We start from the raw sequence: 25,610 nt of genomic DNA, 5'->3' as shown, positions 1-25,610 counted from the left end.
GGTACTCTGCGCCGGTGTCCAGGACCCTCTCCCCCGACGGCCTCCGCTTCGCCTTCGGCACCCTCACCGTGTTCCCGGTCGCGGTGACCCGCTGGGACAGGGAGGCGGCACGCGCCGGCATGCTGTGCGCGCCACTGGCCGGACTGGCCGTCGGCGCCGCGGCCGCGGGCACCGGACTCCTGCTGCTGTTCCTGGGCGCCGGCAGCCTCCTCGCCGCCGTCGCCACCGCCGCCGTACCCGCCGTCCTCACCCGGGGACTGCACCTGGACGGCCTGGCCGACACCGCAGACGGACTGGGCAGCGGCAAGCCCCCCGAGGACGCCCTGCGGATCATGAAGCAGTCGGACATCGGGCCGTTCGGCGTACTCGCCCTGCTGTTCACGCTCCTCGCCCAGGTCGCCGCGCTGGCGCAGGCCTACGACGGCTCCTGGGCCCGGGGCGCGCTCGCCGCCGTGGTCTCGGCGACCGCCGCCCGGCTGGCGCTCACGCTGGCCGCCCGGGCGGGCGTGCCCGCCGCCCGCCCGGAAGGGCTGGGCGCGGCGGTCGCGGGGGTGGTCCCGGTCGCCGCGGCGCTGGGTGCGGCCGCCGCCGTCACCCTGGCGGCCGCGGGCGCGGGCGCGCTCCTGGGGGCGGACGACGTCGTACGCACGGCCCTCGCCGTACTGTGCGCCGCGGCCGCGGCCGAACTGCTCCTGCGGCACTGCGTCCGCCGCTTCGGCGGGGTCACGGGTGACGTCTTCGGCGGCGTCGCGGAGACGGCGGCCACCACGGCACTGGTGGTCTCGGTCCTCGGCTGATCCGGAGCAGGAGCCGCGAGGGCACCGGTCTCAGCAGGCCTCGCGCTCCGGTCCCAGCTCGTACTTCTTCAGCATCGAACTGAGCCGCATCTTCCGGGACTCGGCACAGAACCGCTCGGTGGGCAGCTCGTACTCGACGTGGAAGACCGCCTTGTCCGCCTCGACGAACGGCTGGTTGTCAGCGCACTCTCCGTACTGCGCGCACTGCTCGTTGACCGCGAAGTCGAAGTCGTCGACCAGTTCGGGGATCTGGTCGAGGTCGTTCTTGAGCCCGACGGCCATTCCGCGTTCATGGGCGAGTTCGGCGATCAGCCGGTTGTAGCGGAGCTGGTCGTCCGCGCTGAGGGGGAAGCCGGTCTCGTTCCGGTAGCCGTCCATGTTGTCCGGCTCGACGGCGTCGAAGCCCTTCTCCCGGCACATGTCGAGGCGTTCGGCCATCAGCGGCTCCAGGACGTCCGTCGCGCGGATGTCCAGCCACCGCTCGCCCTCCCACCCGTTGCCCTTGCCCAGCACGGACTTGGGGAACTTCGCCGCGTCGGGCCGGAAGTCCTCCCAGGCGCCGGTGGAGAGGTAGCAGATGACCTTGCGGCCGTCGTCGTGCAGACCGGCGACCGTGGCCTTCGTGTGGTCGAAGCCGTCGATGTCGTAGACCGGCACGTCCACGGAGGTGTCGAGCTTCCCGCTGAGCTGCCACTGCCAGGCGGTGCCGGGCCGCGGCCGCCAGTGGTCCGCGGCGTCCCCGCCGCCCCCGCCGTCGACGGGAGAGGAGGTGCAGCCCGCCAGCAGCAGGAGGAGGGCTATCGACAGGGCCGGGCGTCTCACGGGGGTGCTCCAGGGGGTGGGGTGGCGCGGTGGCGTACCCCAGGAATGATCTCTCATCCCGGGTGTCCGGCGGGAAACCGCGGCCCCGCGGGATCGGACGCGCGCGGGCGCGAGCGTAGGCTCGTCCCGGGTCCTCGCCCGCCCGGGCGCGGACCGCGCCTCGCAGGAGGGATCCAGGGTCGGATGTCGGGCCCGGTCGACCCACCCGCATTCGGCCACACCAGACTTCATACGGAAGCGAGAATTCACCACCGTGACTGCTCTCACTCTCAGCACCGCAGCGGCGCCCGGCCTCCGGGCCGACGCGATCGTGATCGGTGTCGCCAAGGACACGGCGTCCAAGTCCCAGGGCCTGGTCGTCGCACCCGGCGCCGAGGCCGTGGACAAGGCGTACGACGGCCGGCTCGCCGGCGTCCTGGAGACCCTCGGTGCCTCCGGCGCCGAGGGCGAGGTGACGAAGCTGCCCGCTCCGTCCGGCTTCAAGGCACCCATCGTGGTGGCCGTGGGTCTCGGCGCCCAGCCCGAGAAGGACGCCTCCTTCGACGCCGAGGCGCTGCGCAGGACGGCCGGTGTCGCCGCCCGCACCCTGGCCGGCGCCAAGAAGGCCGCCTTCGCCCTCCCGCTCACCGAGGCCGCCGACGCCGGCGCCGTCGGTGAGGGCGTGCTGCTCGGCGCGTACTCCTTCGACGCCTACAAGGAGAAGGGCGGCGCCAAGGCCAAGAACGGCAAGGCCCCGCTGGCGGAGGCCGTGCTGCTCGGCGGCAAGCCCCGCGACAAGGCGTACAAGGCGGCGGTCGAGCGTGCCGCGGCCGTGGCCGAGGAGCTGAACCGCGCCCGCGACCTGGTCAACACCCCGCCGAACGACCTGAACCCGGAGGCCTTCGCGGCGGTCGCGCAGGCCGCGGCCAAGGAGCACGGCATCAAGGTGCAGGTGCTCGACGAGAAGGCGCTGACCAAGGGCGGCTACGGCGGCATCCTGGGCGTCGGCGCCGGGTCGGCGGCGGGTCCGCGGCTGGTGAAGCTGTCGTACACGTCGTCCAAGGCGACGAAGTCCCTCGCCTTCGTCGGCAAGGGCATCACCTACGACTCGGGCGGCATCTCGCTGAAGCCGGCCGGGCACAACGAGACGATGAAGTGCGACATGGCCGGCGCCGCCGCCGTGTTCGCCGCCGTCGTCGCCGCCGCGCGGCTGGGCCTGGAGGTCAACGTCACCGGCTGGCTGGCGCTGGCCGAGAACATGCCCTCGGGCTCCGCGACGCGCCCGGGTGACGTGCTGCGCATGTACAGCGGCAAGACGGTGGAGGTGCTCAACACCGACGCCGAGGGCCGGCTCGTGCTCGCGGACGCGCTGTGGGCGGCCTCGCAGGAGAAGCCGGACGCGATCATCGACGTGGCGACGCTGACCGGCGCGATGATGCTGGCGCTGGGCAGCCGGACGTACGGGGTCATGGCGAACGACGACGCGTTCCGCGCCGCGGTGCACGAGGCGGCGGAGGAGGTCGGCGAGCCGGCCTGGCCGATGCCGCTGCCGGAGCACCTGCGCAAGGGCATGGACTCGGCGACCGCGGACATCGCGAACATGGGTGAGCGGATGGGCGGCGGTCTGGTGGCCGGCCTCTTCCTGCGCGAGTTCGTGGGCGAGGGCATCGCCTGGGCGCACCTGGACATCGCGGGCCCGGCGTTCAACGAGAGCGGTCCCTTCGGGTACACGCCGAAGGGTGGCACGGGTACGGCGGTGCGGACGCTGGTCCGCTTGGCCGAGCTGACGGCGTCCGGCGATCTCGGGTGACGTTCGCGTGAGCGCCCGGGGGTGCGGGGTGATCTTGCGGCTGCGGGTCCGTCGTGGCTGGTCGCGCAGTTCCCCGCGCCCCTGGCGGCGTTGCGGTGCCGACGGGCAGAACGGTCGCGCCCACGCGGCGGAGCCGCAGATCAGACACAGCCCCGCACCCCTGGAGGCGCTGCGATGCCGTCGGTGTCCGGTGAACGTGGGGCGTCTCACACCCCGGCCCCACGTCTCGTTCGCCTCTCACAAGTGCGAAGATGGAGCCCGGCAGGACAGGGCCCACCCAAGGGCCGAGAACAATGAGCGGCCGGACACCAGCCGCCGACCGGTCACTGGAGACCGGCGTGGCGCACATGCATGGAGGACGTGACGTGGCGAACGACGCCAGCACCGTTTTCGACCTAGTGATCCTCGGCGGTGGCAGCGGTGGTTACGCCGCGGCCCTGCGCGGGGCTCAGCTGGGCCTGGACGTCGCCCTGATCGAGAAGGGCAAGGTCGGCGGTACCTGCCTGCACAACGGCTGCATTCCTACGAAGGCCCTGCTGCACGCGGGCGAGATCGCCGACCAGGCCCGCGAGAGCGAGCAGTTCGGTGTGAAGGCCACCTTCGAGGGCATCGACATGGCGGCCGTCCACAAGTACAAGGACGACGTGATCTCGGGCCTCTACAAGGGCCTGCAGGGTCTGATCGCCTCGCGCAAGGTGACCTACATCGAGGGCGAGGGCCGGCTGTCCTCGCCGACCTCCGTGGATGTGAACGGTCAGCGGGTCCAGGGCCGGCACGTGCTGCTGGCGACCGGCTCCGTGCCGAAGTCGCTGCCCGGCCTGGACATCGACGGCGAGCGGATCATCTCGTCCGACCACGCGCTCAAGCTCGACCGCGTGCCGAAGTCCGCGATCGTGCTGGGCGGCGGCGTCATCGGCGTCGAGTTCGCCTCCGCGTGGAAGTCCTTCGGCGCCGACGTCACGATCATCGAGGGCCTGAAACACCTCGTCCCGGTCGAGGACGAGAACAGCTCCAAGCTGCTGGAGCGCGCCTTCCGCAAGCGCGGCATCAAGTTCAACCTGGGCACCTTCTTCGAGAAGGCCGAGTACACCCAGGACGGCGTCAAGGTCACCCTCGCCGACGGCAAGGAGTTCGAGGCCGAGGTCCTGCTCGTCGCCATCGGCCGCGGCCCGGTCTCCCAGGGCCTGGGCTACGAGGAGGCCGGGGTCGCCATGGACCGCGGCTTCGTCCTCGTCGACGAGTACATGCGGACCAACGTCCCGACCATCTCCGCCGTCGGTGACCTCGCCCCCACCCTCCAGCTCGCGCACGTCGGCTTCGCCGAGGGCATCCTGGTGGCGGAGCGGCTCGCCGGCCTGAAGACCGTCCCGGTCGACTACGACGGCGTGCCGCGGGTGACGTACTGCCACCCCGAGGTCGCCTCCGTGGGCATCACCGAGGCCAAGGCCAAGGAGATCTACGGCGCGGACAAGGTCGTCGCCCTGAAGTACAACCTGGCCGGCAACGGCAAGAGCAAGATCCTCAAGACCGCGGGCGAGATCAAGCTCGTGCAGGTCAAGGACGGTGCCGTGGTCGGCGTCCACATGGTCGGCGACCGCATGGGCGAGCAGGTCGGCGAAGCCCAGCTGATCTACAACTGGGAGGCGCTGCCCGCCGAGGTGGCCCAGCTCATCCACGCCCACCCGACGCAGAACGAGGCGATGGGCGAGGCGCACCTGGCGCTGGCCGGCAAGCCGCTGCACTCCCACGACTGACCTCCCTCGGTCATTGGGCGCGACGACACAGACTTCCGCAATTCGTAAGGAGCAACCGAAACCATGGCGGTTTCCGTAACCCTTCCGGCGCTCGGCGAGAGCGTCACCGAGGGCACCGTCACCCGTTGGCTGAAGGCCGAGGGTGAGCGCGTCGAGGCCGACGAGCCGTTGCTCGAGGTCTCGACCGACAAGGTCGACACCGAGATCCCGGCGCCCGCGTCGGGCGTGCTGTCCTCCATCAAGGTCGCCGAGGACGAGACCGTCGAGGTCGGCGCCGAGCTGGCGCTGATCGACGACGGCACCGGAGCCCCGGCCGCCGAGCAGGCCCCGCAGGCCGAGCAGGCCGCCGAGCCCGCTCCCGAGCCCGCCGCTGCCGCCCCGTCCACCGAGCAGGCCGCCCCGGCGCCCGCGCCGAGCGCCGAGCAGTCCGGCGGCGGTTCCGCCGAGGGCACGGACGTCGTCCTGCCCGCGCTCGGCGAGTCCGTCACCGAGGGCACCGTCACCCGCTGGCTGAAGTCGGTCGGTGACAGCGTCGAGGCCGACGAGCCGCTGCTCGAGGTGTCCACCGACAAGGTCGACACCGAGATCCCCGCCCCCGCGTCCGGCACCCTGCTGGAGATCGTGGTCGGCGAGGACGAGACCGCCGAGGTCGGCGCCAAGCTCGCCGTCATCGGCGAGGCGGGTGCCGCTCCGGCCGCCGCCCCGGCCCAGGAGGCTCCGGCTCAGGAGGCTCCGGCTCAGGAGGCTCCGGCTCAGGAGGCTCCGGCCAAGCCCGAGCCCACCCCGGCTCCGGCTCCCGCGCAGGCCGCCCCGGCTCCGGCCGCTCCGGCCCCGCAGGCGCCCCCGGCTCCCGCCCCGCAGCCGGCCGCCCCGGCTCCGGCTGCCGCCCCGGCCGCCCCGGCCGCTCCGGCCGCCGCCCAGCCGGCGGACGACGGCGCCTACGTCACCCCGCTGGTGCGCAAGCTCGCCGCCGAGAACGGCGTCGACCTGTCCACCGTCAAGGGCACCGGCGTCGGCGGCCGCATCCGCAAGCAGGACGTCATCGCCGCCGCCGAGGCCGCGAAGGCCGCCGCTCCGGCGCCCGCCGCCGCGGCCCCGGCCACCGCCGCGAAGAAGGCCCCCACCCTGGAGGCCTCCCCGCTGCGCGGCCAGACCGTCAAGATGCCCCGCATCCGCAAGGTCATCGGCGACAACATGGTCAAGGCGCTGCACGAGCAGGCGCAGCTGTCGTCGGTCGTCGAGGTCGACGTCACCCGCCTGATGAAGCTGCGCGGCCGGGCCAAGGACGCGTTCGCGGCCCGTGAGGGCGTCAAGCTCTCGCCGATGCCGTTCTTCGTCCGGGCCGCCGCCCAGGCGCTGAAGGCGCACGCGCCGATCAACGCCAAGATCAACGAGGCCGAGGGGACCATCACCTACTTCGACACCGAGAACATCGGTATCGCGGTGGACTCCGAGAAGGGCCTGATGACCCCGGTCATCAAGAACGCCGGCGACCTCAACCTGGCCGGCATCGCCAAGGCGACCGCCGACCTGGCGGGCAAGGTGCGGGCCAGCAAGATCAGCCCGGACGAGCTGGCCGGTGCGACCTTCACCATCAGCAACACCGGTTCGCGCGGCGCGCTCTTCGACACGATCATCGTGCCGCCGGGCCAGGTCGCCATCCTCGGCATCGGCGCCACGGTCAAGCGTCCGGCCGTCGTCGAGACGGAGGAGGGTCCCGTCATCGGCATCCGCGACATGACCTTCCTGACCCTGTCCTACGACCACCGCCTGGTGGACGGCGCCGACGCCGCCCGCTACCTGACGGCGGTCAAGGCGATCCTGGAGGCCGGCGAGTTCGAGGTCGAGCTCGGCCTGTAGTCCCTCGCCAGTGGGCCTGTACGGTGCCCCCGCCCGGAATCCTCCGGGCGGGGGCATCGCCGTGTTCCGGGCGGGGAACGCTGTGTAAGTCTCGTCTCACCTGCGCCGAAGCGCCCCCGTGCGCCCTTCCCGCCCGCCGCGACGGCCGTATTGTTACTCAACGTCAAACGCCCCAGGGGGCCGAACAGACCCCTCCCGAAGGAGCTCCCATGACCGCGCCCGTCGTCCACTCGCTGCGCGAACAGATCCGCGAGCACATCCTGGAAGGGATCATCAGCGGGCGCTGGCAGCCGGGCGAGCGGATCGTGGAGCGCCGGATCGCCACCGAGCTGGAGGTCAGCCAGACGCCGGTGCGGGAGGCGCTGCGGGAGCTGGAGTCGCTGCGGCTGATCGAGTCGGCGCCGAACAAGGGCGTGCGGGTGCGGAACCTGACCGCCGCCGACCTGGAGGAGAGCTACCCCGTCCGGGCCGGCCTGGAGGCCATCGCGGCCGAGCTGGCGGCGGACCGGCTCGCCCTGGACTGCTCGGCCCTGGAGCCGCACGTCGCGGCGCTGTACGAGGCCGACCGGGTCTCCGACGGGACGGGCCAGGTGCGGCACACGGTGGGCTTCCACCGCGAGCTGGTTCGCGCGGCGGGCAACTCGGTGCTGCTGCACACGTGGGAGGGGCTGGGCATCGAGGTCTTCACCGCGCTGTCGATACGGTGGCTGGGCACGGTGCAGCAGTCGTATGCGGAGGAGCACGACGAGCTGGTCGCGGCCTTCCGCCGCCGGGATCCGCGCATCCCGGAGATCGTCAAGGCTCACGTGTTGGGCTGCGCGCCCCGGGCGTAGTTTCTCGCCCCCGCCGCCCCTACCCTTCCCGTCCCTGGGGGCTGCGCCCCCAGACCCCCCGATTCGCGCAGTTCCCCGCGCCCCTTGAGGGGCGCGGGGAACTGCGCGATCAGCCACGACGGCACCCGCACCCGCCACTCGGCCGCACCCCCCGAGCTCATCCGCGCCCACCCCACCTCACCTGCACAAACCCCCGACGGGAACCGTCACTCCGTGCCATCGCCGAAGGCACCCCGTGCCGACTTTCTCGCAATCAAGAGGTTTTGCCCCTCAACCCTTTGATCGATCATCGATCAGGGAGTTACAGTCACGGACGGGCTTCCACCCGAGCCCCACGCCCTGTCCTGCCAAAGACCTAGGGCACCCCCGAACCCTTGCCGATGAGGGAACCCCCTTCGACTGAGGAAGGCGGCGACATGACCGACCCCAAAGCCATCCAGCCGAGCGAGCTCGACCAGCTCCCGGACCGCGACCCCGAGGAGACCGCCGAGTGGCAGGCCTCTCTGGACGCCGTCACCAAGGCGGCCGGGCCGCACCGTGCCGCGTACCTGATGCGCCGCACCCTGGAGCGCGCCGAGGGCGCCGGCCTGGCGCTGCCGAAGCTGCTGGAGACGGACTACGTCAACTCCATCCCGACCGCCGACGAACCCGCTGTGGACGGCGACGAGGACCTGGAGCAGCGGATCACCGCCTGGAACCGCTGGAACGCGGCCGCCATGGTGACCCGCGGCAGCAAGCACGGCGTCGGCGGCCACATCGCCACCTTCGCCTCCGCGGCCTGGCTGTACGAGACCGGCTTCAACCACTTCTTCAAGGGCAAGGAGGGTGACGGCTCCGGCGACCAGCTCTACGTCCAGGGCCACGCCTCCCCCGGCATCTACGCCCGTGCCTTCCTCGACGGCCGGCTGACCGAGGACCACCTCGACAACTTCCGGCGCGAGTCCGGCGGCAACGGACTGCCGTCCTACCCGCACCCGCGCCGCCTGCCCTGGCTGTGGGAGTTCCCCACCGTCTCCATGGGCCTCGGGCCGATCTCCGCGATCTACCAGGCGCGGTTCAACCGCTACCTGACCAGCCGCGGCATCAAGGACCTGACCAACTCCCACGTGTGGGCGTTCCTCGGCGACGGCGAGATGGACGAGCCCGAGTCCACCACCGCGCTGACGCTCGCGTCCCGCGAGGGCCTGGACAACCTGACCTTCGTCATCAACTGCAACCTGCAGCGCCTCGACGGTCCGGTCCGCGCCAACTTCAAGATCGTGCAGGAGCTGGAGGCCCAGTTCCGCGGTGCCGGCTGGAACGTCGTCAAGAGCCTGTGGGGCACGGCGTGGGACGAGCTGTTCCAGCTCGACACCAACGGCGCCCTCGTACGCCGCCTGCGCGAGGTACCCGACGCGCAGGTGCAGACGTACCAGACGCGCGACGCCGCCTACATCCGCGAGGACTTCTTCGGCAAGGACCCGGAGCTCGCCGCGATGGCGAAGCTGCTGTCCGACGACAAGATCCTCGAGTGCTTCCACTACTCGCGCGGCGGCCACGAGTCCCGCAAGGTCTACGCCGCCTACCGGGCCGCGCTCGCCCACAAGGGCGCGCCGACCGTGATCCTGGCCCAGACGGTCAAGGGCCACACCCTCGGCACCGGCTTCGCCTCCAAGAACGCCAACCACCAGATGAAGAAGCTCTCGGTGGACGAGTTCAAGGACATGCGGGACCTGCTCGGCCTGCCGATCAAGGACAGCGACTTCGTCGACGGCGTGGTCCCCTACGGCCACCCCGGCGCCGACTCCCCCGAGGTCCGCTACCTCCAGGAGCGCCGCGCCGCCCTCGGCGGTCCGGCCCCGGCCCGCCGCGTGCACCCGGTCGCGCCGCTGCCCGCGCCCGCCGAGAAGGCGTTCGCCTCCTTCGACAAGGGCTCCGGCTCGCAGAGCGTGGCCACCACCATGGCCTTCGTCCGCCTGGTCAAGGACCTGGTCCGCGACAAGGAGACCGGCAAGCGCTGGGTGCCGATCGTCCCCGACGAGGCGCGCACCTTCGGCATGGAGAGCCTCTTCCCGTCCCTCGGGATCTACTCCCCCAAGGGCCAGACGTACGAGCCGGTCGACCGCGACCAGCTGATGTACTACAAGGAGGCCAAGAACGGCCAGATCCTCAACGAGGGGATCACCGAGGCCGGCTCGATGGCCGACTTCATCGCCGCGTCGACGTCGTACGCGACGCACGGCGAGACGATGATCCCGTTCTACATCTTCTACTCGATGTTCGGCTGGCAGCGCACCGCCGACCAGATGTGGCAGCTCGGCGACCAGCTCGGCCGCGGCTTCCTGGTCGGCGCCACGGCCGGCCGGACGACGCTGACCGGTGAGGGCCTCCAGCACGCGGACGGCCACTCCCCGGCGATCGCGGCGACCAACCCGGCCGCGATGACGTACGACCCGGCCTTCGCCTACGAGGTCGCGGCGATCGTCAAGGACGGTCTGCGCCGGATGTACGGCGAGGCGGCCCCGGGCGAGGACCCGAACGTCTTCTACTACCTGACCGTCTACAACGAGCCGATGCCGCAGCCGGCCAAGCCGTCCGGCGCCGGTGTGGACGAGGGCATCGTCAAGGGCCTGTACCGCTTCAACACGGCGGAGTCGGCGGGTCTGACCCCGGCGGCGAACGCCCCGCGGCTCCAGCTCCTGTCCTCCGGTACCGCGATCCACTGGGCGCTCAAGGCGCAGCGGCTGCTCGCCGAGGAGTGGGGCGTGGCCGCCGACGTGTGGTCCGCGACCTCCTGGACGGAGCTGCGCCGGGACGCGATGGACGCCGACGCGGCGCTGCTGCGCGGCGAGGAGCGGGTGCCGTACGTCCGCCGGGCGCTCCAGGGCGCCGAGGGCCCGGTCCTCGCGGTCTCCGACTACATGCGCCAGGTCCCGGACCAGATCGCGCAGTGGGTCGAGCAGGACTACTCGTCGCTCGGTGCCGACGGCTTCGGCCTCTCGGACACCCGTGACGCCGCCCGCCGCCACTTCGGTGTCGACGCCGAGTCCATCGTGGTCGCGGCCCTGGCCCAGCTCGCCCGGCGCGGCGAGGTCAAGGCGACGTCCGTGAAGGAGGCGCGCGAGCGCTACGGCCTGTAGGGCCGCGCACGACCCGAGGAGGCCCCCGCCGCGGCGGGGGCCTCCTGCATGATGTGGGGATGCGTGCTGCCCGCCTCATCAAGATGGTGCTGCTCCTCCAGTCCCGCCCGTCCATGACCGCCGCCGAACTGGCCCGGGAGCTGGAGGTCTCCGAGCGGACCGTGACGCGGGACGCGCAGGCGCTGTCGGAGGCCGGGGTCCCGGTGTACGCGGAGCGCGGGCGGGCCGGGGGGTACCGGCTGATCGGCGGTTACCGGACGCGGCTGACCGGGCTGGCCCGGGGCGAGGCCGAGGCGCTGTTCCTGTCCGGGGTGCCGGGCGCGCTGCGCGAGATGGGCCTGGAGGACGCGGCCTCGGCGGCCCGGCTGAAGGTGTCGGCGGCGCTGCTCCCCTCGCTGCGGGACGCGTCCCGTACCGCGGCGCAGCGCTTCCATCTGGACGCGCCGAACTGGTTCCGGGAGCCCCGCACGCCCGAGCTGCTGCCGGCGGTCGCGGACGCGGTCTGGGACGACCGGCGGATCGCGGCGCGCTACCGGCGTGCACAGGACGAGGTGGTGCGGGAGCTGGAGCCGTACGGCCTCGTCCTGAAGGCGGGCGTCTGGTACCTGTGCGCCCGGGTCGCGCGGGGGGCGGACGGCGGGCCGTACCGGGTGTACCGGATCGACCGGTTCACGGCGGTGGAGCCGGGCGAGGAGCGTTTCGCGCGGGACGACGACTTCGACCTGCCCGCGTTCTGGGCGGAGCGGGCCGAGCAGTTCGCGCGGTCCATCCTGCGGGCGCGGGTCGTGGTGCGGCTGTCGGAGCGGGGCGTGCGCGGGCTCCCGCACGTGGTGGACACGCTGTCGGCCCGGGAGGCGCTGGAGGCGGCCGAGGGGCCGGACGCGGACGGCTGGGTGACGGTGACGCTGCCGGTGGAGTCGGAGGAGGTCGCGCACACCCAGCTGACGGGACTGGGTGCGGAGGTGGAGGTGCTGGCGCCGGAGGGGCTGCGGGACCGGTTCGCCCGGGACGCCCGGCGGCTCGCGGGGCTGTACGCCGGTGCGGGGCGGGACGGCGGCTGACGGTTCCCACGCGGTGATTCCCGCATAACGATCCGCCGCACTCCACGTGCGTGGCACCCCCGCAGGGCCGATGCTGGACCCGTGATGGACGAGACGGAGTTCTGGGAGCTGATCGACGCCGCCCGGCGGGGCGCCGACGGCGATCCCGAGGACCAGGCCGACCTGCTGGTGGACCGGCTGCTCACCATGGACCCGGACCTCGTGCTCGACTTCGCCCGCCACTTCGAGGCCCGCTACAACCGCGCCTGCACCTGGGACCTGTGGGCCGCGGCGTGGGTGCTGCTGGGCGGGGCCAGCGACGACGCGTTCGACTTCTTCCGCTGCTGGCTGATCGGCCAGGGCCGGGAGGTGTACGAGGGCGCGGTGCACGAACCCGACTCGCTCGCCGAGCTGCTGGACGACTTCGACGAGGAGCTGGACGGCGACGGGGAGGAGCTGGGCTACGCCGCCGACGAGGCCTACGAGCAGCTCACCGGCACGGTCGCCCCCGACCTCGGCATCGCCCCCGCCCCCGCGGAGCCACTGGGCACCGCGCTCGACCTGGAGAGCGACCAGGCCCTCGCCGCACGCCTGCCCCGCCTGTGGGAGCGGTTCGGGCCCGAGTGACCCGGCGGCGTCCGCCGTGCCCGTGCCGCACGGGACGTTCTCGCCGGCCGCGGGTCAGCCCGTGCGGCCCTGGAGACGGGCCGCGGTCCGGCGGATTTCCGGGAGGCGGTCCGAGAGGGCGGCGCCCGGACAGCTGGTCTGGTAGCCGTCGTCGTGGCCCGCGACGGCGGGCAGGGTCGCCGTGGCGCCCGCGGCGTAGCGGCTGAGCCCGTTGCTGGAGACCAGGGCGACCTTCGCGCGCGGGTCGGTGTCGGTCTCGCCGAGTTTCCAGGCGGCCACGGCGGCGATCGCGTCGGTCAGCGCGTCCGGCACGGGCACACCCGCGGTGAAGGTGCCGAGGGCGGCGATGCCGGTGGTGCGGTGGTTGAAGCCCTGGGTGTGGGCGCCGGTGACGGGGCGGTCGGCGCCGCCGGCGCGGCCCTCGTAGACGGTGCCGCAGCGGTCGACGATGAAGTTGTAGCCGATGTCGTCCCAGTCCCGGGCGCCGGTCTGGCCCGTGTACACGCCGCGCAGGATGGCCGGCACGTCGGCGCAGTCGTAGCCGTTCGGCGTGTCCGTGTGGTGGACGAAGGCGGCGAGGACCTTGTCGTCGTAGCGCGGGGCTGGCTGCTCGCGGGCGGCCCCGCCCAGCCATTGCGACCGGGGCACGATGGCGGGCCGGGGCGCGGTGTGCCGGTCGGCGGCGACCGGACTGGCCCGCGTGGTCGCCGCCTGTTCGACCCCGTTGGCGCAGAGGAACAGCGCGGCGACGGCGGCCAGGCCGGGCAGCGCGCCGAGCACCGCCCGCAGCGCGCGCGGCATCCCGGCCGCACCGGAGGTGGCGGCGCGGGTGGCACCCGGTGCGGGAACGGCACGCCGCTCCCGGGCCCCGCGCGGTCTCAGGGGACGCATGGTCCCACTGTCCGGCGGATCGGGTCCGCCCGCGATGTGTGCTGTGCCACCTGGTGGAACCATCGTCCCGGTCCACGACGTTTTCCGGTTGATCGCACATGCTCGCTCGGGTGACCGTTTCCGGTCGGTCGCGCGGCAGAGTCTGATCACCGGGGCCGTACGGCACGTACTGAGGGTTCCCGGGGTCCGGTGGTGGAAAGGCGGCTCGCGTGGACCTGCTCGACGTTCTGCTGGTGCTGGTGGTGCTGGCCTACGCCGCGTCCGGATACCGGCGCGGCCTGGTGGCCGGCTGTGTCTCGCTGGCCGGTTTCGTGGGCGGTGCGGCGATCGGCGTGTGGATCCTGCCCTGGGTCACGGACCTCGTGACGCCGGGCTCGACGTCGGCGACGGTGCTCGCGGTGGTCACGGTGCTGCTGCCGGCGATCGTGGTGCACGAGCTGGCGGGGCGGCTGGCGCTGCGGCTGCGCCGGGAGCTGGACGCCGGCCCGCTCAGGGTGGCCGACGGGGTCGGCGGAGCGGCGGCGAACGCGGTGGCGGCGCTGATCGTGGCGTGGGTGGCGGCCAGCGTCCTCGCGGCGTCCTCGTCCTCGCTGCTCACCTCGGCGATCCGGGACTCGACGCTGCTGGGCGCCGTACAGCGGGCGATGCCGGACACCACGCCCGCGTGGTTCTCGGGAGCGACGTCCGCGCTGACCGAGGCGGGGTTCCCGCAGGTCTTCAACCCGTTCGAGAACGAGGCCACGGCGCAGGTCGCCGAGCCCTCCGGGGACAGCGTGACGGCGGCGGCGACCCGGGCGGCCCAGCGCAGCACGGTGAAGGTGGAGGGCGTCACCGGCACCCAGGGCCGGGAGGGCAGCGGCTTCGTGTTCGCGCCGGAGCGGGTGATGACCAACGCCCACGTGGTGGCCGGGATCGACGACCCGACCGTGCGGATCGGCGGGGTGGGCCCGTCGTACGAGGCGCGCGTGGTGCTGTTCGACCCGGGCAAGGACGTGGCCGTGCTGTACGTACCGGACCTGTCCGCGCCCGTCCTGCGGTTCGACGACGACGCGGAGCGCGGGGACCCCGCGGTGGTGGCGGGCTATCCGCAGGACGGCGACCTGGACCTGCGGGCGGCGACGGTGGCGAACCGGACGCGGGCGACCGGCCAGAACATCTACAGCGACGCGAACGTCACCCGGGAGATCTACTCGATCCGCTCCACGGTCCGCCCCGGCAACTCGGGCGGACCGCTGCTGACCACCGACGGCCGGGTGTACGGCGTGGTGTTCGCCCGCTCCACCTCCGACGCGGGGACCGGCTACGTGCTGACGGCGGCCGAGGTGGCCGCCGACGCGGAGCGTGCCGCGGACGCGACGGAGGCGGTGGACACGGGCGAACCGGTCACGTCGTGACCGGCGACGGCTCCCGCTCGGTCAGGAACCGGCCCATCGTCACGTCGTCGACGTAGGCGCCGCCGAGGTAGAACTCCTCGGGCTGGACCCCCTCGACGACGAAGCCCTCGGACTCGTAGAGCTTGCGGGCGGCCGTGTTGTGGCCGAGGACGCGCAGGGTGATGCGGCGGGCGCCGAGGCGGCGGGCCTCCTCGACGGCGGCGCGGACCAGCGCGCGGCCGACGCCGGCCCCGCGGGCCGTGCCGGCGACGGCGAGGCCGCGGATCTGGCGTACGTGGGAGTTGGCGGCCAGTGGCGTCGGGAAGCCGAGACGGACATAGCCCGCGACGGCACCGTCCAGCTCGGCCACGAGGTGGTCGTCCGGGCCCGAGTGCGGCCGGAAGAAGGGGTCGTCGGGTCCCGGCGGGGGTGAGACGGCGTGCAGGAGCGACCAGGTGTCGCGGTCGAGCCGGTGCAGCGGCTCCTCGTCGTCGGGTCTGGCGGGACGTATGTGCGGAGCTGGCATGACGGTCACTGTACGACGCGGACGCGGGCACCGGTCCGCCGCTTTTCCCGGCCCACCCGGCAGGATGGGCGCATGGACTTGGAACGTTCCCGCATCGTGGTGGCCGGCGCGTCCGGTCTCATCGGCAGCGCACTGGTGCGGTCCCTGACCGCGGACGGACACAAGGTGGTGCGGCTGGTACGCCGTACGCCCCGCGGCGCGGACGAAATCCGCTGGGACCCGGAGAACGGGCGGGTGGACGCGGCCGGGCTCGCGGGCTGCGACGCCGTGGTCAACCTGGCCGGCGCCGGGGTGGGCGACCGCCGCTGGACCGACGCGTACAAGACACGCATCCGCAGCAGCCGCGTGCACGGCACGACGGCGCTCGCCGAGGCCGTCGCGGCGATGGAACGGCCGCCGCGGGTCTTCGTGAACGGCAGCGCGATCGGCTACTACGGGGAGACCGGCGACCGGGCGGTGGACGAGAGCGCGCCCGCCGGTGAGGGCTTCCTGCCGGCCCTGTGCGTGGAGTGGGAGGCCGCGGCGGCGCCCGCCCAGGAGGCGGGCGTACGGACCGTCTTCACCCGGACGGGGCTGGTCGTCTCGAGCGGCGGCGGAGCCTGGGGGCGGCTCTTCCCGCTGTTCAGGGCCGGGCTAGGCGGACGGCTGGGCGACGGGTCCCAGTACTGGTCCTTCGTGGCGCTGCACGACGAGGTGGCGGCGATCCGGCACCTGCTGGACCACGAGGACCTGTCGGGGCCGTTCAACCTGACGGCCCCACAGCCGCTGACGAACCGTGAGATCACCGTGGCCATGGGCCGGGTGCTGCACCGCCCCACGCCCTTCCCGGTGCCCGCGCCGGTGCTGCGCGCCGCGCTCGGCGAGATGGCCGGGGACGTCCTGGGCAGCGCCCGGGTCCTGCCGGGCCGCCTCCAGGAATCGGGGTTCCGGTTCGCGTTCCCGGAGATCGACGGGGCTATCCGGGCGGCGCTGTGAGGTGCGGATGTGGCCACTTGGCGCCGCTGTGCGACCGCCGTGCGACCGTGCCCTGTCCCTGCGCGACTCCTCTTGACGATTTCTGGACCTAACCTCGGCTCGAACTCGGGTATCCCTCAAGGCGGTTGGGGGCATGACGTCTCCAGCGGCCGCGCAACCTCGAGGAGGGGCACGTGCTTGAGCCCGCGTACCAGGCGGACGTCGTCGTCGTGGGGGCCGGGATCGCCGGACTCGCCGCGGCGCATCGGCTGACCAGCGCAGGAGTGACGACCACGGTCCTGGAGGCCGCCCATGCGGTGGGCGGCCGGCAGGCGACCGAGAAGGTCGACGGATTCCGGCTCGACAGAATCGGACACCTGCTGTCCACCGCGTATCCCGAACTGCGCCGCACCCCCGGGCTCGACGGCCTCGCGCTGCTGCCCTTCGCCCCCGGGGTCCTGCTGCACAGCGAGGGCCGGCACCACCGCGCGGGCGCCCCGGCAGGTGCAGGGGGCGCAAGGGGCGCACTTCACGCGGTGCGCGCCCTCGCGAGCGCCCCTCGGTCGATCCCCGCGCCCCGGCGCACGGTCGGCCCTCCCAGGGCGTACGGCAGGCCCGCGCCCACGCCCCGCGTCCGGGCCGGCGCGCCGCTCGGTACCGCCGTCGACCAGGCCCGGCTCGGCGCAGCGCTGTCGCGGCTCGCGAGCACCCCGGTGGAGCGGCTGATGGCCCGCCCGGAGCTGCCCGCCGCCCGGGCGCTGGCCGCCCGCGGACTGCCCGCCCGGACGGTGGACGGTTTCCTGCGTCCGCTGCTCGCCGCCCTGCTGTGCGACCCGGACCTCACGACCTCCAGCCGGTGCGCGGACCTCGCGCTGCGCGCCTTCGCGGCCGGACGGCTGGGCCTGCCCGAGGGCGGCGCCGAAGCCCTGCCCGAGCACCTGGCCCGCTCCCTCCCTCCGGGCACCGTGCACACCGGCGTCCGGGTCACCTCGGTCGCCACCAACGCCGTGACCACCGCGGAGCACGGGGTCATCCGCTGCCGCGCCGTCCTGGTGGCGACGGACGCCCGCGCGGCGGCCGCGCTGCTGCCGGGACTGCGGGTGCCGGCCTTCCATCCCGTGACGGTGGTGCACCACACCACCGACCAACCCCCGACGACCGGTACGTCCCTGCTGCTGGACGCCGACCGGGGCGGTCCGGTCGCCCACACGGCGGTGGTCAGCCACGTGGACCCGACCCGCGCCCCGGCCGGTCGCGCCCTCGTCTCCTCGACGGTCCTCGGCCCGCCCCCGTCCGACGTGGACACCGCCGTCCGCATCCACCTGTCCCGCCTCTACGGCACCTCCACCACCCGGTGGGAGACCCTCGCCGTGCACCACACGCCCGAGGCGGTCCCCGCGATGCGCCCCCCGCACGACCCACGCCGCCCCGTGAGGCTCCTGGCCGGTCTCTACGTCTGCGGCGACCACCGCGACACCAGCACCGTCCAGGGCGCCCTCCACTCGGGCCACCGCGCCTCGGCGGCCATCCTGACGGACCTGGGAGCGGGCCGGCCGATGCACTCGGCGGAGTCGGTGGGGTCGGCTCGGGCGGCGTAGGGCCTGGCTGGTCGGACGAGACCTGCGGCCGGGGTGGTCAGCCCAGCGCGGCGACCTTGTCCCGGTACCCGCGTGCCGGGGGTGCGTCCCGGTACGGCTCCAGGCGGCGTTCGAAGTCACGGACGTACTCCGCGGCCCGGACCGAGCGCATCTCGGCCGCCTGCCCGGCCGCCTCGGCGGCCAGCTGGCAGGCCTGGTCGAGTTCGCCGAGGCCGAGGCGGGCGGTGGCCAGGACCACCCGGCAGAACAGCCGGCTGCGGGCGTAGACGGGGGCGCGCAGTTGCAGCGAGCGTTCCGCGTGCTGGGCGGCGGCGCGGAACTGCTGGAGGTCGCGGTGGCAGTGGCCGAACTCGTCGGCGAGCTGCGCCTCGTCGAAGAAGCGCGCCCAGTGCGGCACCTCGTCGCCCGGTCGCGCGGTCTCCAGCGCCCGCTCGGCGCGCACCAGGGCGGCGGTGCAGGCCCGCACCTCGCCGAGCAGACCGTGCGCCCGCGCCTCGGCGGCGTGCAGCAGCGTCTGCACCACCGGCGGCGCGGAGGTCCCGACGCCCTGCTGCGCGACCCGCGCGAGCTGCACGGCCTCCCTCCCGTGCCCCAGGTAGACGGCCTGCCGGCTCATGGTGACCAGCACGTACGAGCCGTACGCCCGGTCGCCCGCCGCCTGCGACAGCCGCAGCGCCTGCACGAAGTAGCGCTGGGCGAGACCGTGCGCGGCGATGTCGTACGACGTCCAGCCCGCGAGCCGGGTGAGGTCCGCGGCGGCGCCGAACAGTCGGCGGCCGGTCTGCTCGCCGTAGGTGCCGCGCAGCATCGGCTCCAGTTCGTGCTCCAGGTACCGGACCAGCGCCTGCCTGGCGTGCCCGCCGCCGTACCGGTCGTCCAGGCTGCGGAACAGCTCGCCGACCGAGCGCAGCGCGGCGAGGTCTCCGCCGGTGACCCTCTGGCCTGGGCCGCGCTCGGCCGGGGCCCTGCGCCGGGACGGTTCGAGGGGGACGGCCGGGAGCCGGGGAGTCGCCGGACGGCCCTGCGCCGGGATGCGGAGGGGCACCTCGGCGCGGGCCACCCTCTCGTCGGCGCGGCCGATCAGCCAGTCCCGGCTGGGCACGACGAGCCCGGCCGGGGTGAAGGCGATCTTCCGCAGTTCGGCGTGGCTGCCGGAGTCCTTGCGCCACAGGCCGCCGACGATGTCGACGGCCTCGTCGGGGCTCCCGGCGAACTCCAGCCCGGCGTAGACCGGCGCGCAGGCGTCCAGGCCTAGGTCCTGGGCGGTGAGGCGGCGGCCCAGGCGCCGGGTGAAGACCTCGGCGATCAGCGCCGGGGTGGTGCCGCGGGGCTGCTGGCCGCGCAGCCACCGGGTGACGGACGTCTTGTCGTATCTCAGGTCCAGGCCGTGTTCGAGTCCGAGCTGGTCGACGCGACGCGCGAGACCCGCGTTCGAGAACCCCGCTTCGGCGATGAGCGCGGCTAGCTGGCGGTTGGGGGTGCGCTGCGCGGGTCGTTCCGTCATGGTGCGGTGCGGTCTCCTGCCTTCCGGGCCATATGCCCGGAGCGCCTGTGAGCAGCCCTTATGGCCTCGTGAACGGCGTGAATGTAGCGGAGAGTAAGCGTCCGATCGCAGGCTTCCAGCGGCATTCATCCGATCGTGTGAGGATTGCCCGCCCGGCTGACGGCGAGCGGGCGGTCGTACAGTGGCTTGGGCACGTTTCGTGCCTGACGACCTTCCAGGGAGGCACTTGCCGTGAGTGAGCTGCGGTTCGTCCGAATGGGGTTCGATGCCGAACGCGTCGAGTACCAGGAGGCGTGGGACGAGCAGCGCCGGGTGCACGCCGCGCGGTTCGCCGACGAGGTCCCCGACACCGTGCTGCTCCTCGAACACCCGCCGGTCTACACCGCCGGCCGGCGTACCGAGGAGAGTGAGCGCCCGCTGGACGGGACGCCCGTGATCGACGTGGACCGCGGCGGCAAGATCACCTGGCACGGGCCGGGCCAGCTGGTCGGCTACCCGATCCAGAAGCTCCCGCGCCCGGTGGACGTGGTGGCGCACGTACGGCGCCTCGAGGAGGCGCTGATCCGCACCTGCGCGGAGTTCGGCCTGGAGACCACCCGGGTCGAGGGCCGCAGCGGGGTCTGGGTCCTGGGCGACCCGGTCGAGCACCGCCCGGCGCTCGGCGGCCTCTCCCTGGACTTCGACCCCCGTCTGACGGACGACGAGTTCGACCCCCGCATGAACGGGCCCGAGTACGCCCCGTCCAACGCCGGCCAGCGCCGCGAGGACCGCAAGATCGCCGCGATCGGCATCCGGGTCGCCAAGGGCGTGACCATGCACGGCTTCGCGCTGAACGTGAACCCCGACAACAAGTGGTTCGACCGGATCATCCCCTGCGGCATCCGCGACGCGGGCGTCGCCTCCCTGGCGGGCGAACTCGGCCGCGACGTGACCATCGAGGAGGTCCTGCCGGTGGCGGAGCGCCACCTGCGGGACGTCCTGGAGAACGCGGACCTCAAGCCCCGGGAGATCGAGAAGGCACCGGCGGCGTGATGTCGGGGCCGGGGCATAAATCCAGCCCGTCCGGCGTTTGACGACGAGGCCGTTCAGGCCGAGAGCGGGGGCCTGGGGGCGGCAGCCCCCAGCAAGGCCAGCACCAACGCCGACCACCAAATCAACGGGCGTACCCTGAAGAACGCCGAAGAATCAAACGCTAGGGAGCCGGTCGTGTCCGCAGTCGCACCCGACGGACGCAAGATGCTGCGCCTGGAGGTCCGCAACAGCCAGACCCCCATCGAGCGCAAGCCCGAGTGGATCAAGACCCGGGCGAAAATGGGCCCCGAGTACACGAAGATGCAGAACCTCGTGAAGGGCGAGGGCCTGCACACGGTCTGCCAGGAAGCCGGCTGTCCCAACATCTACGAGTGCTGGGAGGACCGCGAGGCGACCTTCCTCATCGGCGGCGACCAGTGCACCCGGCGCTGCGACTTCTGCCAGATCGACACCGGCAAGCCCGAGGCGCTCGACCGCGACGAGCCCCGCCGCGTCGGCGAGTCCGTGGTCACCATGGACCTGAACTACGCCACCATCACCGGCGTCGCCCGTGACGACCTGCCCGACGGCGGCGCCTGGCTGTACGCCGAGACGGTGCGCCAGATCCACCAGCAGACGGCGGAGCGCGAGGCCGGCCGCACCAAGGTCGAGCTGCTCGCCCCCGACTTCAACGCGGTGCCGGAACTGCTGCGCGAGGTCTTCGACTCCCGCCCCGAGGTCTTCGCGCACAACGTCGAGACCGTCCCGCGGATCTTCAAGCGCATCCGCCCGGGCTTCCGCTACGAGCGCTCGCTGAAGGTGCTCACCGACGCCCGCGACTACGGCCTGATCACCAAGTCCAACCTGATCCTCGGCATGGGCGAGACCCGTGAGGAGATCAGCGAGGCCCTGAAGCAGCTGCACGGGGCCGGCTGCGAGCTGATCACCATCACGCAGTACCTGCGCCCCTCGGTGCGCCACCACCCCGTGGAGCGCTGGGTCAAGCCGCACGAGTTCGTGGAGCTGAAGGAGGAGGCCGAGCAGATCGGCTTCTCCGGTGTGATGTCCGGCCCGCTGGTCCGGTCCTCGTACCGCGCGGGGCGGCTCTACGGCATGGCCATGGAGCAGCGTCACTCCGCCACCGTGTGAATTCACGCACAAGGCGCTACTCGCCAGTAATGGCCGAGATTCCGCGGCCCCGACCGTCCTCGCAGATGAGGACACCGGTCGGGGCCGCGGACCCGTTCCGGGGCCCGGCATCACGGCTTCACGTCCGTTTGACCGGCGGGTCACGCCCTGGTAACACCAGTCAGTGACCCTGGAATCACACCACGTACACCCGTCTCCGTACCCGGAGCCGTACCGAGGGGGGACCTCCACGATGCAGGCCGCACCCGTTCGCCCCACCACCGTCCGCGCCACCGCCATCCCGTCGTTCACCACCGCGCTGCGGGCCGTCGAGTCGCTGCTGATGAGCAGCGGCCAGCGCACCGCCCGGCGCAACGCATGGACCTCCGTGCTGGAGGACCGCCGCCGCGCCAAGGAGCGCATCGAGACGGAGCGGGTCCTCGGGCAGTCCCTCGCCGGCCGGCCCTGACCCCGCCGCCGGCCCCGCCCCGGCCCCCGCCGGACACTGCCGTCGTCGGCGCTTTCTGGGGCACGTAGACTTCGTGCCATGGCGAGGAAGGAACCTGCAGCGGACGCTGCGAATCCAGGGCGACTGAAGCAGATCGCTCTGACCTACAAGATGACCCGCAAGGCCGACAAGAAGATCGGTCTTGTGCTCGCGGGTGTCGGCATCGTCGTCTTCGGTGTCTTCCTGGCGATCGGTTTCCTGGTCGGTCACCCCATCTATCTCGGCATCCTGGGCGTGCTGCTCGCCTTCCTCGCGACGGCGATCGTCTTCGGGCGCCGGGCCGAGCGGGCGGCCTTCGGCCAGATGGAGGGACAGCCCGGCGCCGCGGCGGCCGTGCTGGACAACATCGGCCGGGGCTGGAGCACTACCCCCGCGGTGGCGATGAACCGCAACCAGGACGTCGTGCACCGCGCGGTCGGCAAGGCCGGCATCGTGCTGGTCGCCGAGGGCAACCCGAACCGGGTGAAGTCCCTGCTCGCGGCCGAGAAGAAGAAGATGAACCGCATCGTCGCCGACGTGCCCGTGCACGACCTGGTGGTGGGCACCGGCGAGGGCCAGGTCGAGCTGAAGAAGCTGCGCACGACCATGCTCAAGCTCCCCCGCGTCCTGTCCGGCCCGCAGGTCACCGTGACCAACGACCGGCTGCGCGCGCTGGGCGACCTGATGAGCAACATGCCGCTGCCGAAGGGCCCGATGCCCAAGGGCATGCGCATGCCGCGCGGCGGCAACCCGCGCCAGCGCTGACCCCGTAGGACTCCGAGACGCCGGTACGGCGATGGGGGCGACCGAATCACTTCGGTCGCCCCCATCGCCGTACCGGCGGCGTCGTCTCCACGCCGGCGTCGTGCCGCACGCCGAGTCAGATCCGGACCTCCACCGTGCGCGCCAGCCTGTCGTGCAGGCCGCGGCCGTCGCGGTCCCAGATCAGCGCCGGGAGGGCGAGGCACAGCAGGACCGAGCGCAGCAGGGCGCGCAGCGGGCTGGGGCGGCCGGTGGCCAGGTCGACCACGCGCAGGCCGAGGAGGCGCTTGCCCGGGGTGAAGCCGACCGTGCCGACGGTCAGCACGCTGAGCACGAAGAAGATCAGCAGGGCCCAGTTGCCGGTCGCCTGCTCGTAGCCGTCCGTGATCAGGCCGTATGCGATCAGGAGGCACAGGGCCCAGTCGATCGCCAGGGCGCCGATGCGCCTGCCCGGGCGGGCGATCGAGCCCGGTCCCTCCTCGGGCAGACCGAGCTGCTCCCCCCGGTATCCGAGGTCGGCGCCGGACTCTTCGATGGCCGCGCGCGGCCCGGAGAGCCACGATCCGATTGCTTGCCTGTTGTCCACCCGAACACGGTACTGCGCCCGTATACGTACCGTGGACGGCGGGGTGTGGCGGGCCCCGATCCGGCCTAGGCTGGACGCGGAGCCGGTTAACTTCTGCGAAACAAACGGGTCACCTTGGAGAAATCACCCGTCCCTAGGGTCGAGGAAGCGTGTGCCACCCGCACTGGCCGCACGAACGATCTACCACCCCGGCGGGACGGTCGGGAGTAGGAGGAGCTGGATGTTCCAGAACGCCGACGACGCCAAGAAGTACATCGCGGACGAGGACGTCAAGTTCGTCGACGTCCGGTTCTGCGACCTGCCGGGCGTCATGCAGCACTTCACGTTGCCCGCCGAGGCGTTCGACCCCGACGACGAGCAGGCCTTCGACGGATCCTCGATCCGCGGTTTCCAGGCCATCCACGAGTCGGACATGTCCCTGCGCCCGGACCTGTCCACCGCGCGCATCGACCCGTTCCGCCGGGACAAGACGCTCAACATCAACTTCTTCATCCACGACCCGATCACGGGCGAGCAGTACTCCCGCGACCCGCGGAACGTGGCGAAGAAGGCCGAGGCGTACCTGGCGTCGACCGGCATCGCCGACACGGCGTTCTTCGGCCCGGAGGCGGAGTTCTACGTCTTCGACTCCGTCCGCTTCGCCACCAGCGCGAACGAGTCCTTCTACCACATCGACTCCGAGGCCGGCGCCTGGAACACCGGCGCCCTGGAGGACAACCGCGGGTACAAGGTCCGCTACAAGGGCGGCTACTTCCCGGTCCCGCCGGTCGACCACTTCGCCGACCTGCGCGCCGAGATCTCCCTGGAGCTGGAGCGGTCCGGCCTGAAGGTCGAGCGCCAGCACCACGAGGTGGGCACCGCCGGCCAGGCGGAGATCAACTACAAGTTCAACACGCTGCTGGCCGCCGCGGACGACCTCCAGCTCTTCAAGTACATCGTGAAGAACGTGGCCTGGAAGAACGGCAAGACGGCGACCTTCATGCCGAAGCCGATCTTCGGTGACAACGGCTCGGGCATGCACGTCCACCAGTCGCTGTGGTCGGGCGGCGAGCCGCTCTTCTACGACGAGCAGGGCTACGCCGGCCTGTCCGACACCGCCCGCTACTACATCGGCGGCATCCTGCGGCACGCCCCGTCGCTGCTGGCCTTCACCAACCCGACGGTGAACTCCTACCACCGCCTGGTCCCGGGCTTCGAGGCGCCGATCAACCTGGTGTACTCGCAGCGCAACCGGTCCGCCGCGATGCGTATCCCGATCACCGGGTCGAACCCGAAGGCCAAGCGCGTCGAGTTCCGCGCGCCGGACTCCTCCGGCAACCCGTACCTGGCCTTCTCGGCCCTGCTGCTGGCGGGCCTGGACGGCATCAAGAACAAGATCGAGCCGGCCGAGCCGATCGACAAGGACCTCTACGAGCTGGCTCCGGAGGAGCACGCCAACGTGGCCCAGGTCCCGACCTCCCTGGGCGCGGTCCTCGACCGCCTGGAGGCCGACCACGAGTTCCTCCTCCAGGGCGACGTCTTCACACCGGACCTGATCGAGACGTGGATCGACTACAAGCGCGCGAACGAGATCGCCCCGCTGCAGCTGCGTCCGCACCCGCACGAGTTCGAGCTGTACTTCGACGTGTGATCGACTCGGCGTCCAGCCGTCCGGCGCCCCCGTCCCCCGTTCCGCGGGGGGCGGGGGCGCCTTCGTCCGTGGCCGAAAAGCCTTCACAGCGCGGACCGGGACCGGAATCATGTCCAGTGACACGACTGTTCGAGTCGGGTTCGGAGCAGGGGGACGGGGAGCGTGCCGGAGATGGCTGAGCGGGACGACGAGGAGCGCGAGTTCGACATCCGGTGGGCGGACGGCGCCGAGCACAAGGAGCCCTCCGCGCGCGCCCGGATGCTCGCCGCGCGCTGGAAGGAGAACCCTCCCGGACCGGTCCCGTTCCGCGGCGACCCCGACCACGTGGGTTCGCCGCGCCGGTCGTCCTGGGTGTCCACCGTCATCGTGCTCGGCTGCGTGGCCGCGGTGATCGTCCTGCTGGGGTACATCAACTTCCGGGTGCCCTAGGCCGGCCTGCGAGCCCGGCGCTCGGGCCGTTGTCAGTGGGTCCCGGCAGGATGGACGTACGCGGACGCTTCACGGACGGGCGGAGGGCCA

The 25,610-nt window shown here is 72.6% G+C and carries 22 protein-coding genes; 17 read left to right on the top strand and 5 right to left on the bottom strand.

The genetic code is table 11. The annotated features are described in order from the left end of the window. Nucleotides 1-14 precede the first annotated feature (14 nt). Nucleotides 15-797 carry an adenosylcobinamide-GDP ribazoletransferase gene (locus tag ACGF3J_RS04195; RefSeq protein ID WP_393853454.1) on the top strand — a complete coding sequence of 261 codons (783 nt, stop codon included), beginning with the start codon at nucleotides 15-17 and terminating at the stop codon, nucleotides 795-797. 30 nt (nucleotides 798-827) lie between these two features. Here ACGF3J_RS04195 and ACGF3J_RS04190 read toward each other — a convergent pair whose 3' ends face one another. Continuing rightward, entirely contained in the window at nucleotides 828-1,619 is a 792-nt protein-coding gene (locus ACGF3J_RS04190) for an endo alpha-1,4 polygalactosaminidase (RefSeq protein ID WP_161331980.1), read from the bottom strand. A gap of 253 nt (nucleotides 1,620-1,872) precedes the next feature. On the opposite strand from ACGF3J_RS04190, the gene ACGF3J_RS04185 reads away from it, so the two are divergent. The 7 genes from ACGF3J_RS04185 (at nucleotide 1,873) to ACGF3J_RS04155 (ending at nucleotide 12,641) form a co-directional block, all read left to right on the top strand. Beyond that, a complete protein-coding gene (locus ACGF3J_RS04185) occupies nucleotides 1,873-3,408 on the top strand; it encodes a leucyl aminopeptidase (protein ID WP_393853453.1) in 1,536 nt (511 codons plus the stop codon). Nucleotides 3,409-3,773: 365 nt separating this feature from the next. Continuing rightward, nucleotides 3,774-5,162 (top strand): dihydrolipoyl dehydrogenase, encoded by a 1,389-nt coding sequence (gene lpdA / locus ACGF3J_RS04180; protein ID WP_161330460.1) that lies wholly within the window; start codon nucleotides 3,774-3,776, stop codon nucleotides 5,160-5,162. Between the two features lie 63 nt (nucleotides 5,163-5,225). Then, nucleotides 5,226-7,022 carry a 2-oxoglutarate dehydrogenase, E2 component, dihydrolipoamide succinyltransferase gene (gene sucB / locus ACGF3J_RS04175; protein ID WP_393853452.1) on the top strand — a complete coding sequence of 599 codons (1,797 nt, stop codon included), beginning with the start codon at nucleotides 5,226-5,228 and terminating at the stop codon, nucleotides 7,020-7,022. Nucleotides 7,023-7,231: 209 nt separating this feature from the next. After that, nucleotides 7,232-7,855: a GntR family transcriptional regulator gene (locus ACGF3J_RS04170; RefSeq protein ID WP_161328654.1), complete on the top strand. Its 624-nt coding sequence runs from the start codon at nucleotides 7,232-7,234 to the stop codon at nucleotides 7,853-7,855. A 416-nt stretch (nucleotides 7,856-8,271) separates the two neighbouring features. After that, on the top strand, nucleotides 8,272-10,974 hold the full coding sequence (aceE, locus tag ACGF3J_RS04165) for a pyruvate dehydrogenase (acetyl-transferring), homodimeric type (protein WP_161330919.1): 2,703 nt from the start codon (nucleotides 8,272-8,274) through the stop codon (nucleotides 10,972-10,974). Nucleotides 10,975-11,033: 59 nt separating this feature from the next. After that, nucleotides 11,034-12,035 (top strand): YafY family protein, encoded by a 1,002-nt coding sequence (locus tag ACGF3J_RS04160; protein ID WP_161330920.1) that lies wholly within the window; start codon nucleotides 11,034-11,036, stop codon nucleotides 12,033-12,035. A gap of 84 nt (nucleotides 12,036-12,119) precedes the next feature. Continuing rightward, nucleotides 12,120-12,641 (top strand): DUF4240 domain-containing protein, encoded by a 522-nt coding sequence (locus ACGF3J_RS04155; RefSeq protein WP_161330924.1) that lies wholly within the window; start codon nucleotides 12,120-12,122, stop codon nucleotides 12,639-12,641. 54 nt (nucleotides 12,642-12,695) lie between these two features. Here the strand turns inward: ACGF3J_RS04155 and ACGF3J_RS04150 are convergent, their stop codons facing one another. Beyond that, nucleotides 12,696-13,532 (bottom strand): peptidoglycan recognition protein, encoded by an 837-nt coding sequence (locus ACGF3J_RS04150; protein WP_393853451.1) that lies wholly within the window; start codon nucleotides 13,530-13,532, stop codon nucleotides 12,696-12,698. Between the two features lie 209 nt (nucleotides 13,533-13,741). Here ACGF3J_RS04150 and ACGF3J_RS04145 point away from each other — a divergent pair, with 209 nt between their 5' ends. After that, nucleotides 13,742-14,926 (top strand): MarP family serine protease, encoded by a 1,185-nt coding sequence (locus ACGF3J_RS04145; RefSeq protein WP_161330922.1) that lies wholly within the window; start codon nucleotides 13,742-13,744, stop codon nucleotides 14,924-14,926. Here ACGF3J_RS04145 and ACGF3J_RS04140 read toward each other — a convergent pair. Beyond that, nucleotides 14,916-15,431 carry a GNAT family N-acetyltransferase gene (locus ACGF3J_RS04140; protein ID WP_393853450.1) on the bottom strand — a complete coding sequence of 172 codons (516 nt, stop codon included), beginning with the start codon at nucleotides 15,429-15,431 and terminating at the stop codon, nucleotides 14,916-14,918. The genes ACGF3J_RS04145 and ACGF3J_RS04140 overlap by 11 nt on opposite strands. Nucleotides 15,432-15,503: 72 nt before the next feature. Between ACGF3J_RS04140 and ACGF3J_RS04135 the strand changes: the two genes are divergently transcribed. Both ACGF3J_RS04135 and ACGF3J_RS04130 read left to right on the top strand, forming a co-directional pair. After that, entirely contained in the window at nucleotides 15,504-16,406 is a 903-nt protein-coding gene (locus ACGF3J_RS04135) for a TIGR01777 family oxidoreductase (RefSeq protein WP_237552597.1), read from the top strand. A gap of 173 nt (nucleotides 16,407-16,579) precedes the next feature. After that, entirely contained in the window at nucleotides 16,580-17,983 is a 1,404-nt protein-coding gene (locus tag ACGF3J_RS04130) for an NAD(P)/FAD-dependent oxidoreductase (protein ID WP_161329664.1), read from the top strand. A gap of 37 nt (nucleotides 17,984-18,020) precedes the next feature. Here ACGF3J_RS04130 and ACGF3J_RS04125 read toward each other — a convergent pair whose 3' ends face one another. Continuing rightward, nucleotides 18,021-19,487: a regulator gene (locus ACGF3J_RS04125; RefSeq protein WP_161329663.1), complete on the bottom strand. Its 1,467-nt coding sequence runs from the start codon at nucleotides 19,485-19,487 to the stop codon at nucleotides 18,021-18,023. A gap of 231 nt (nucleotides 19,488-19,718) precedes the next feature. On the opposite strand from ACGF3J_RS04125, the gene lipB reads away from it, so the two are divergent. The 4 genes from lipB to ACGF3J_RS04105 all read left to right on the top strand — a co-directional run bounded on the left by lipB (nucleotide 19,719) and on the right by ACGF3J_RS04105 (nucleotide 22,878). After that, nucleotides 19,719-20,519: a lipoyl(octanoyl) transferase LipB gene (gene lipB / locus ACGF3J_RS04120; RefSeq protein WP_161329662.1), complete on the top strand. Its 801-nt coding sequence runs from the start codon at nucleotides 19,719-19,721 to the stop codon at nucleotides 20,517-20,519. Between the two features lie 174 nt (nucleotides 20,520-20,693). Further along, on the top strand, nucleotides 20,694-21,647 hold the full coding sequence (gene lipA, locus ACGF3J_RS04115; RefSeq protein ID WP_161329654.1) for a lipoyl synthase: 954 nt from the start codon (nucleotides 20,694-20,696) through the stop codon (nucleotides 21,645-21,647). Between the two features lie 232 nt (nucleotides 21,648-21,879). Beyond that, the gene (locus ACGF3J_RS04110) at nucleotides 21,880-22,095 is read left to right on the top strand and encodes a hypothetical protein (protein ID WP_161329652.1); all 216 of its coding nucleotides are present in this window, start codon (nucleotides 21,880-21,882) and stop codon (nucleotides 22,093-22,095) included. A gap of 78 nt (nucleotides 22,096-22,173) precedes the next feature. Further along, nucleotides 22,174-22,878 (top strand): DUF4191 domain-containing protein, encoded by a 705-nt coding sequence (locus ACGF3J_RS04105; protein WP_161329651.1) that lies wholly within the window; start codon nucleotides 22,174-22,176, stop codon nucleotides 22,876-22,878. Between the two features lie 115 nt (nucleotides 22,879-22,993). Here ACGF3J_RS04105 and ACGF3J_RS04100 read toward each other — a convergent pair whose 3' ends face one another. Beyond that, nucleotides 22,994-23,461 carry an RDD family protein gene (locus ACGF3J_RS04100; RefSeq protein WP_161329649.1) on the bottom strand — a complete coding sequence of 156 codons (468 nt, stop codon included), beginning with the start codon at nucleotides 23,459-23,461 and terminating at the stop codon, nucleotides 22,994-22,996. Nucleotides 23,462-23,681: 220 nt separating this feature from the next. Here ACGF3J_RS04100 and glnA point away from each other — a divergent pair, with 220 nt between their 5' ends. Together glnA and ACGF3J_RS04090 are read left to right on the top strand one after the other, a co-directional pair. After that, a complete protein-coding gene (gene glnA / locus ACGF3J_RS04095; protein WP_114527715.1) occupies nucleotides 23,682-25,091 on the top strand; it encodes a type I glutamate--ammonia ligase in 1,410 nt (469 codons plus the stop codon). A gap of 171 nt (nucleotides 25,092-25,262) precedes the next feature. Next, nucleotides 25,263-25,520: a hypothetical protein gene (locus ACGF3J_RS04090; protein WP_202558344.1), complete on the top strand. Its 258-nt coding sequence runs from the start codon at nucleotides 25,263-25,265 to the stop codon at nucleotides 25,518-25,520. Nucleotides 25,521-25,610: the final 90 nt, after the last annotated feature.

The sequence above is a fragment of the Streptomyces sp. NPDC048171 genome (assembly GCF_043202655.1).
Classification (GTDB): Bacteria; Actinomycetota; Actinomycetes; order Streptomycetales; family Streptomycetaceae; genus Streptomyces.
The sequence above is the reverse complement of the archived record's forward strand: the minus strand, read 5'-3'. Positions and strand labels throughout refer to the sequence as shown.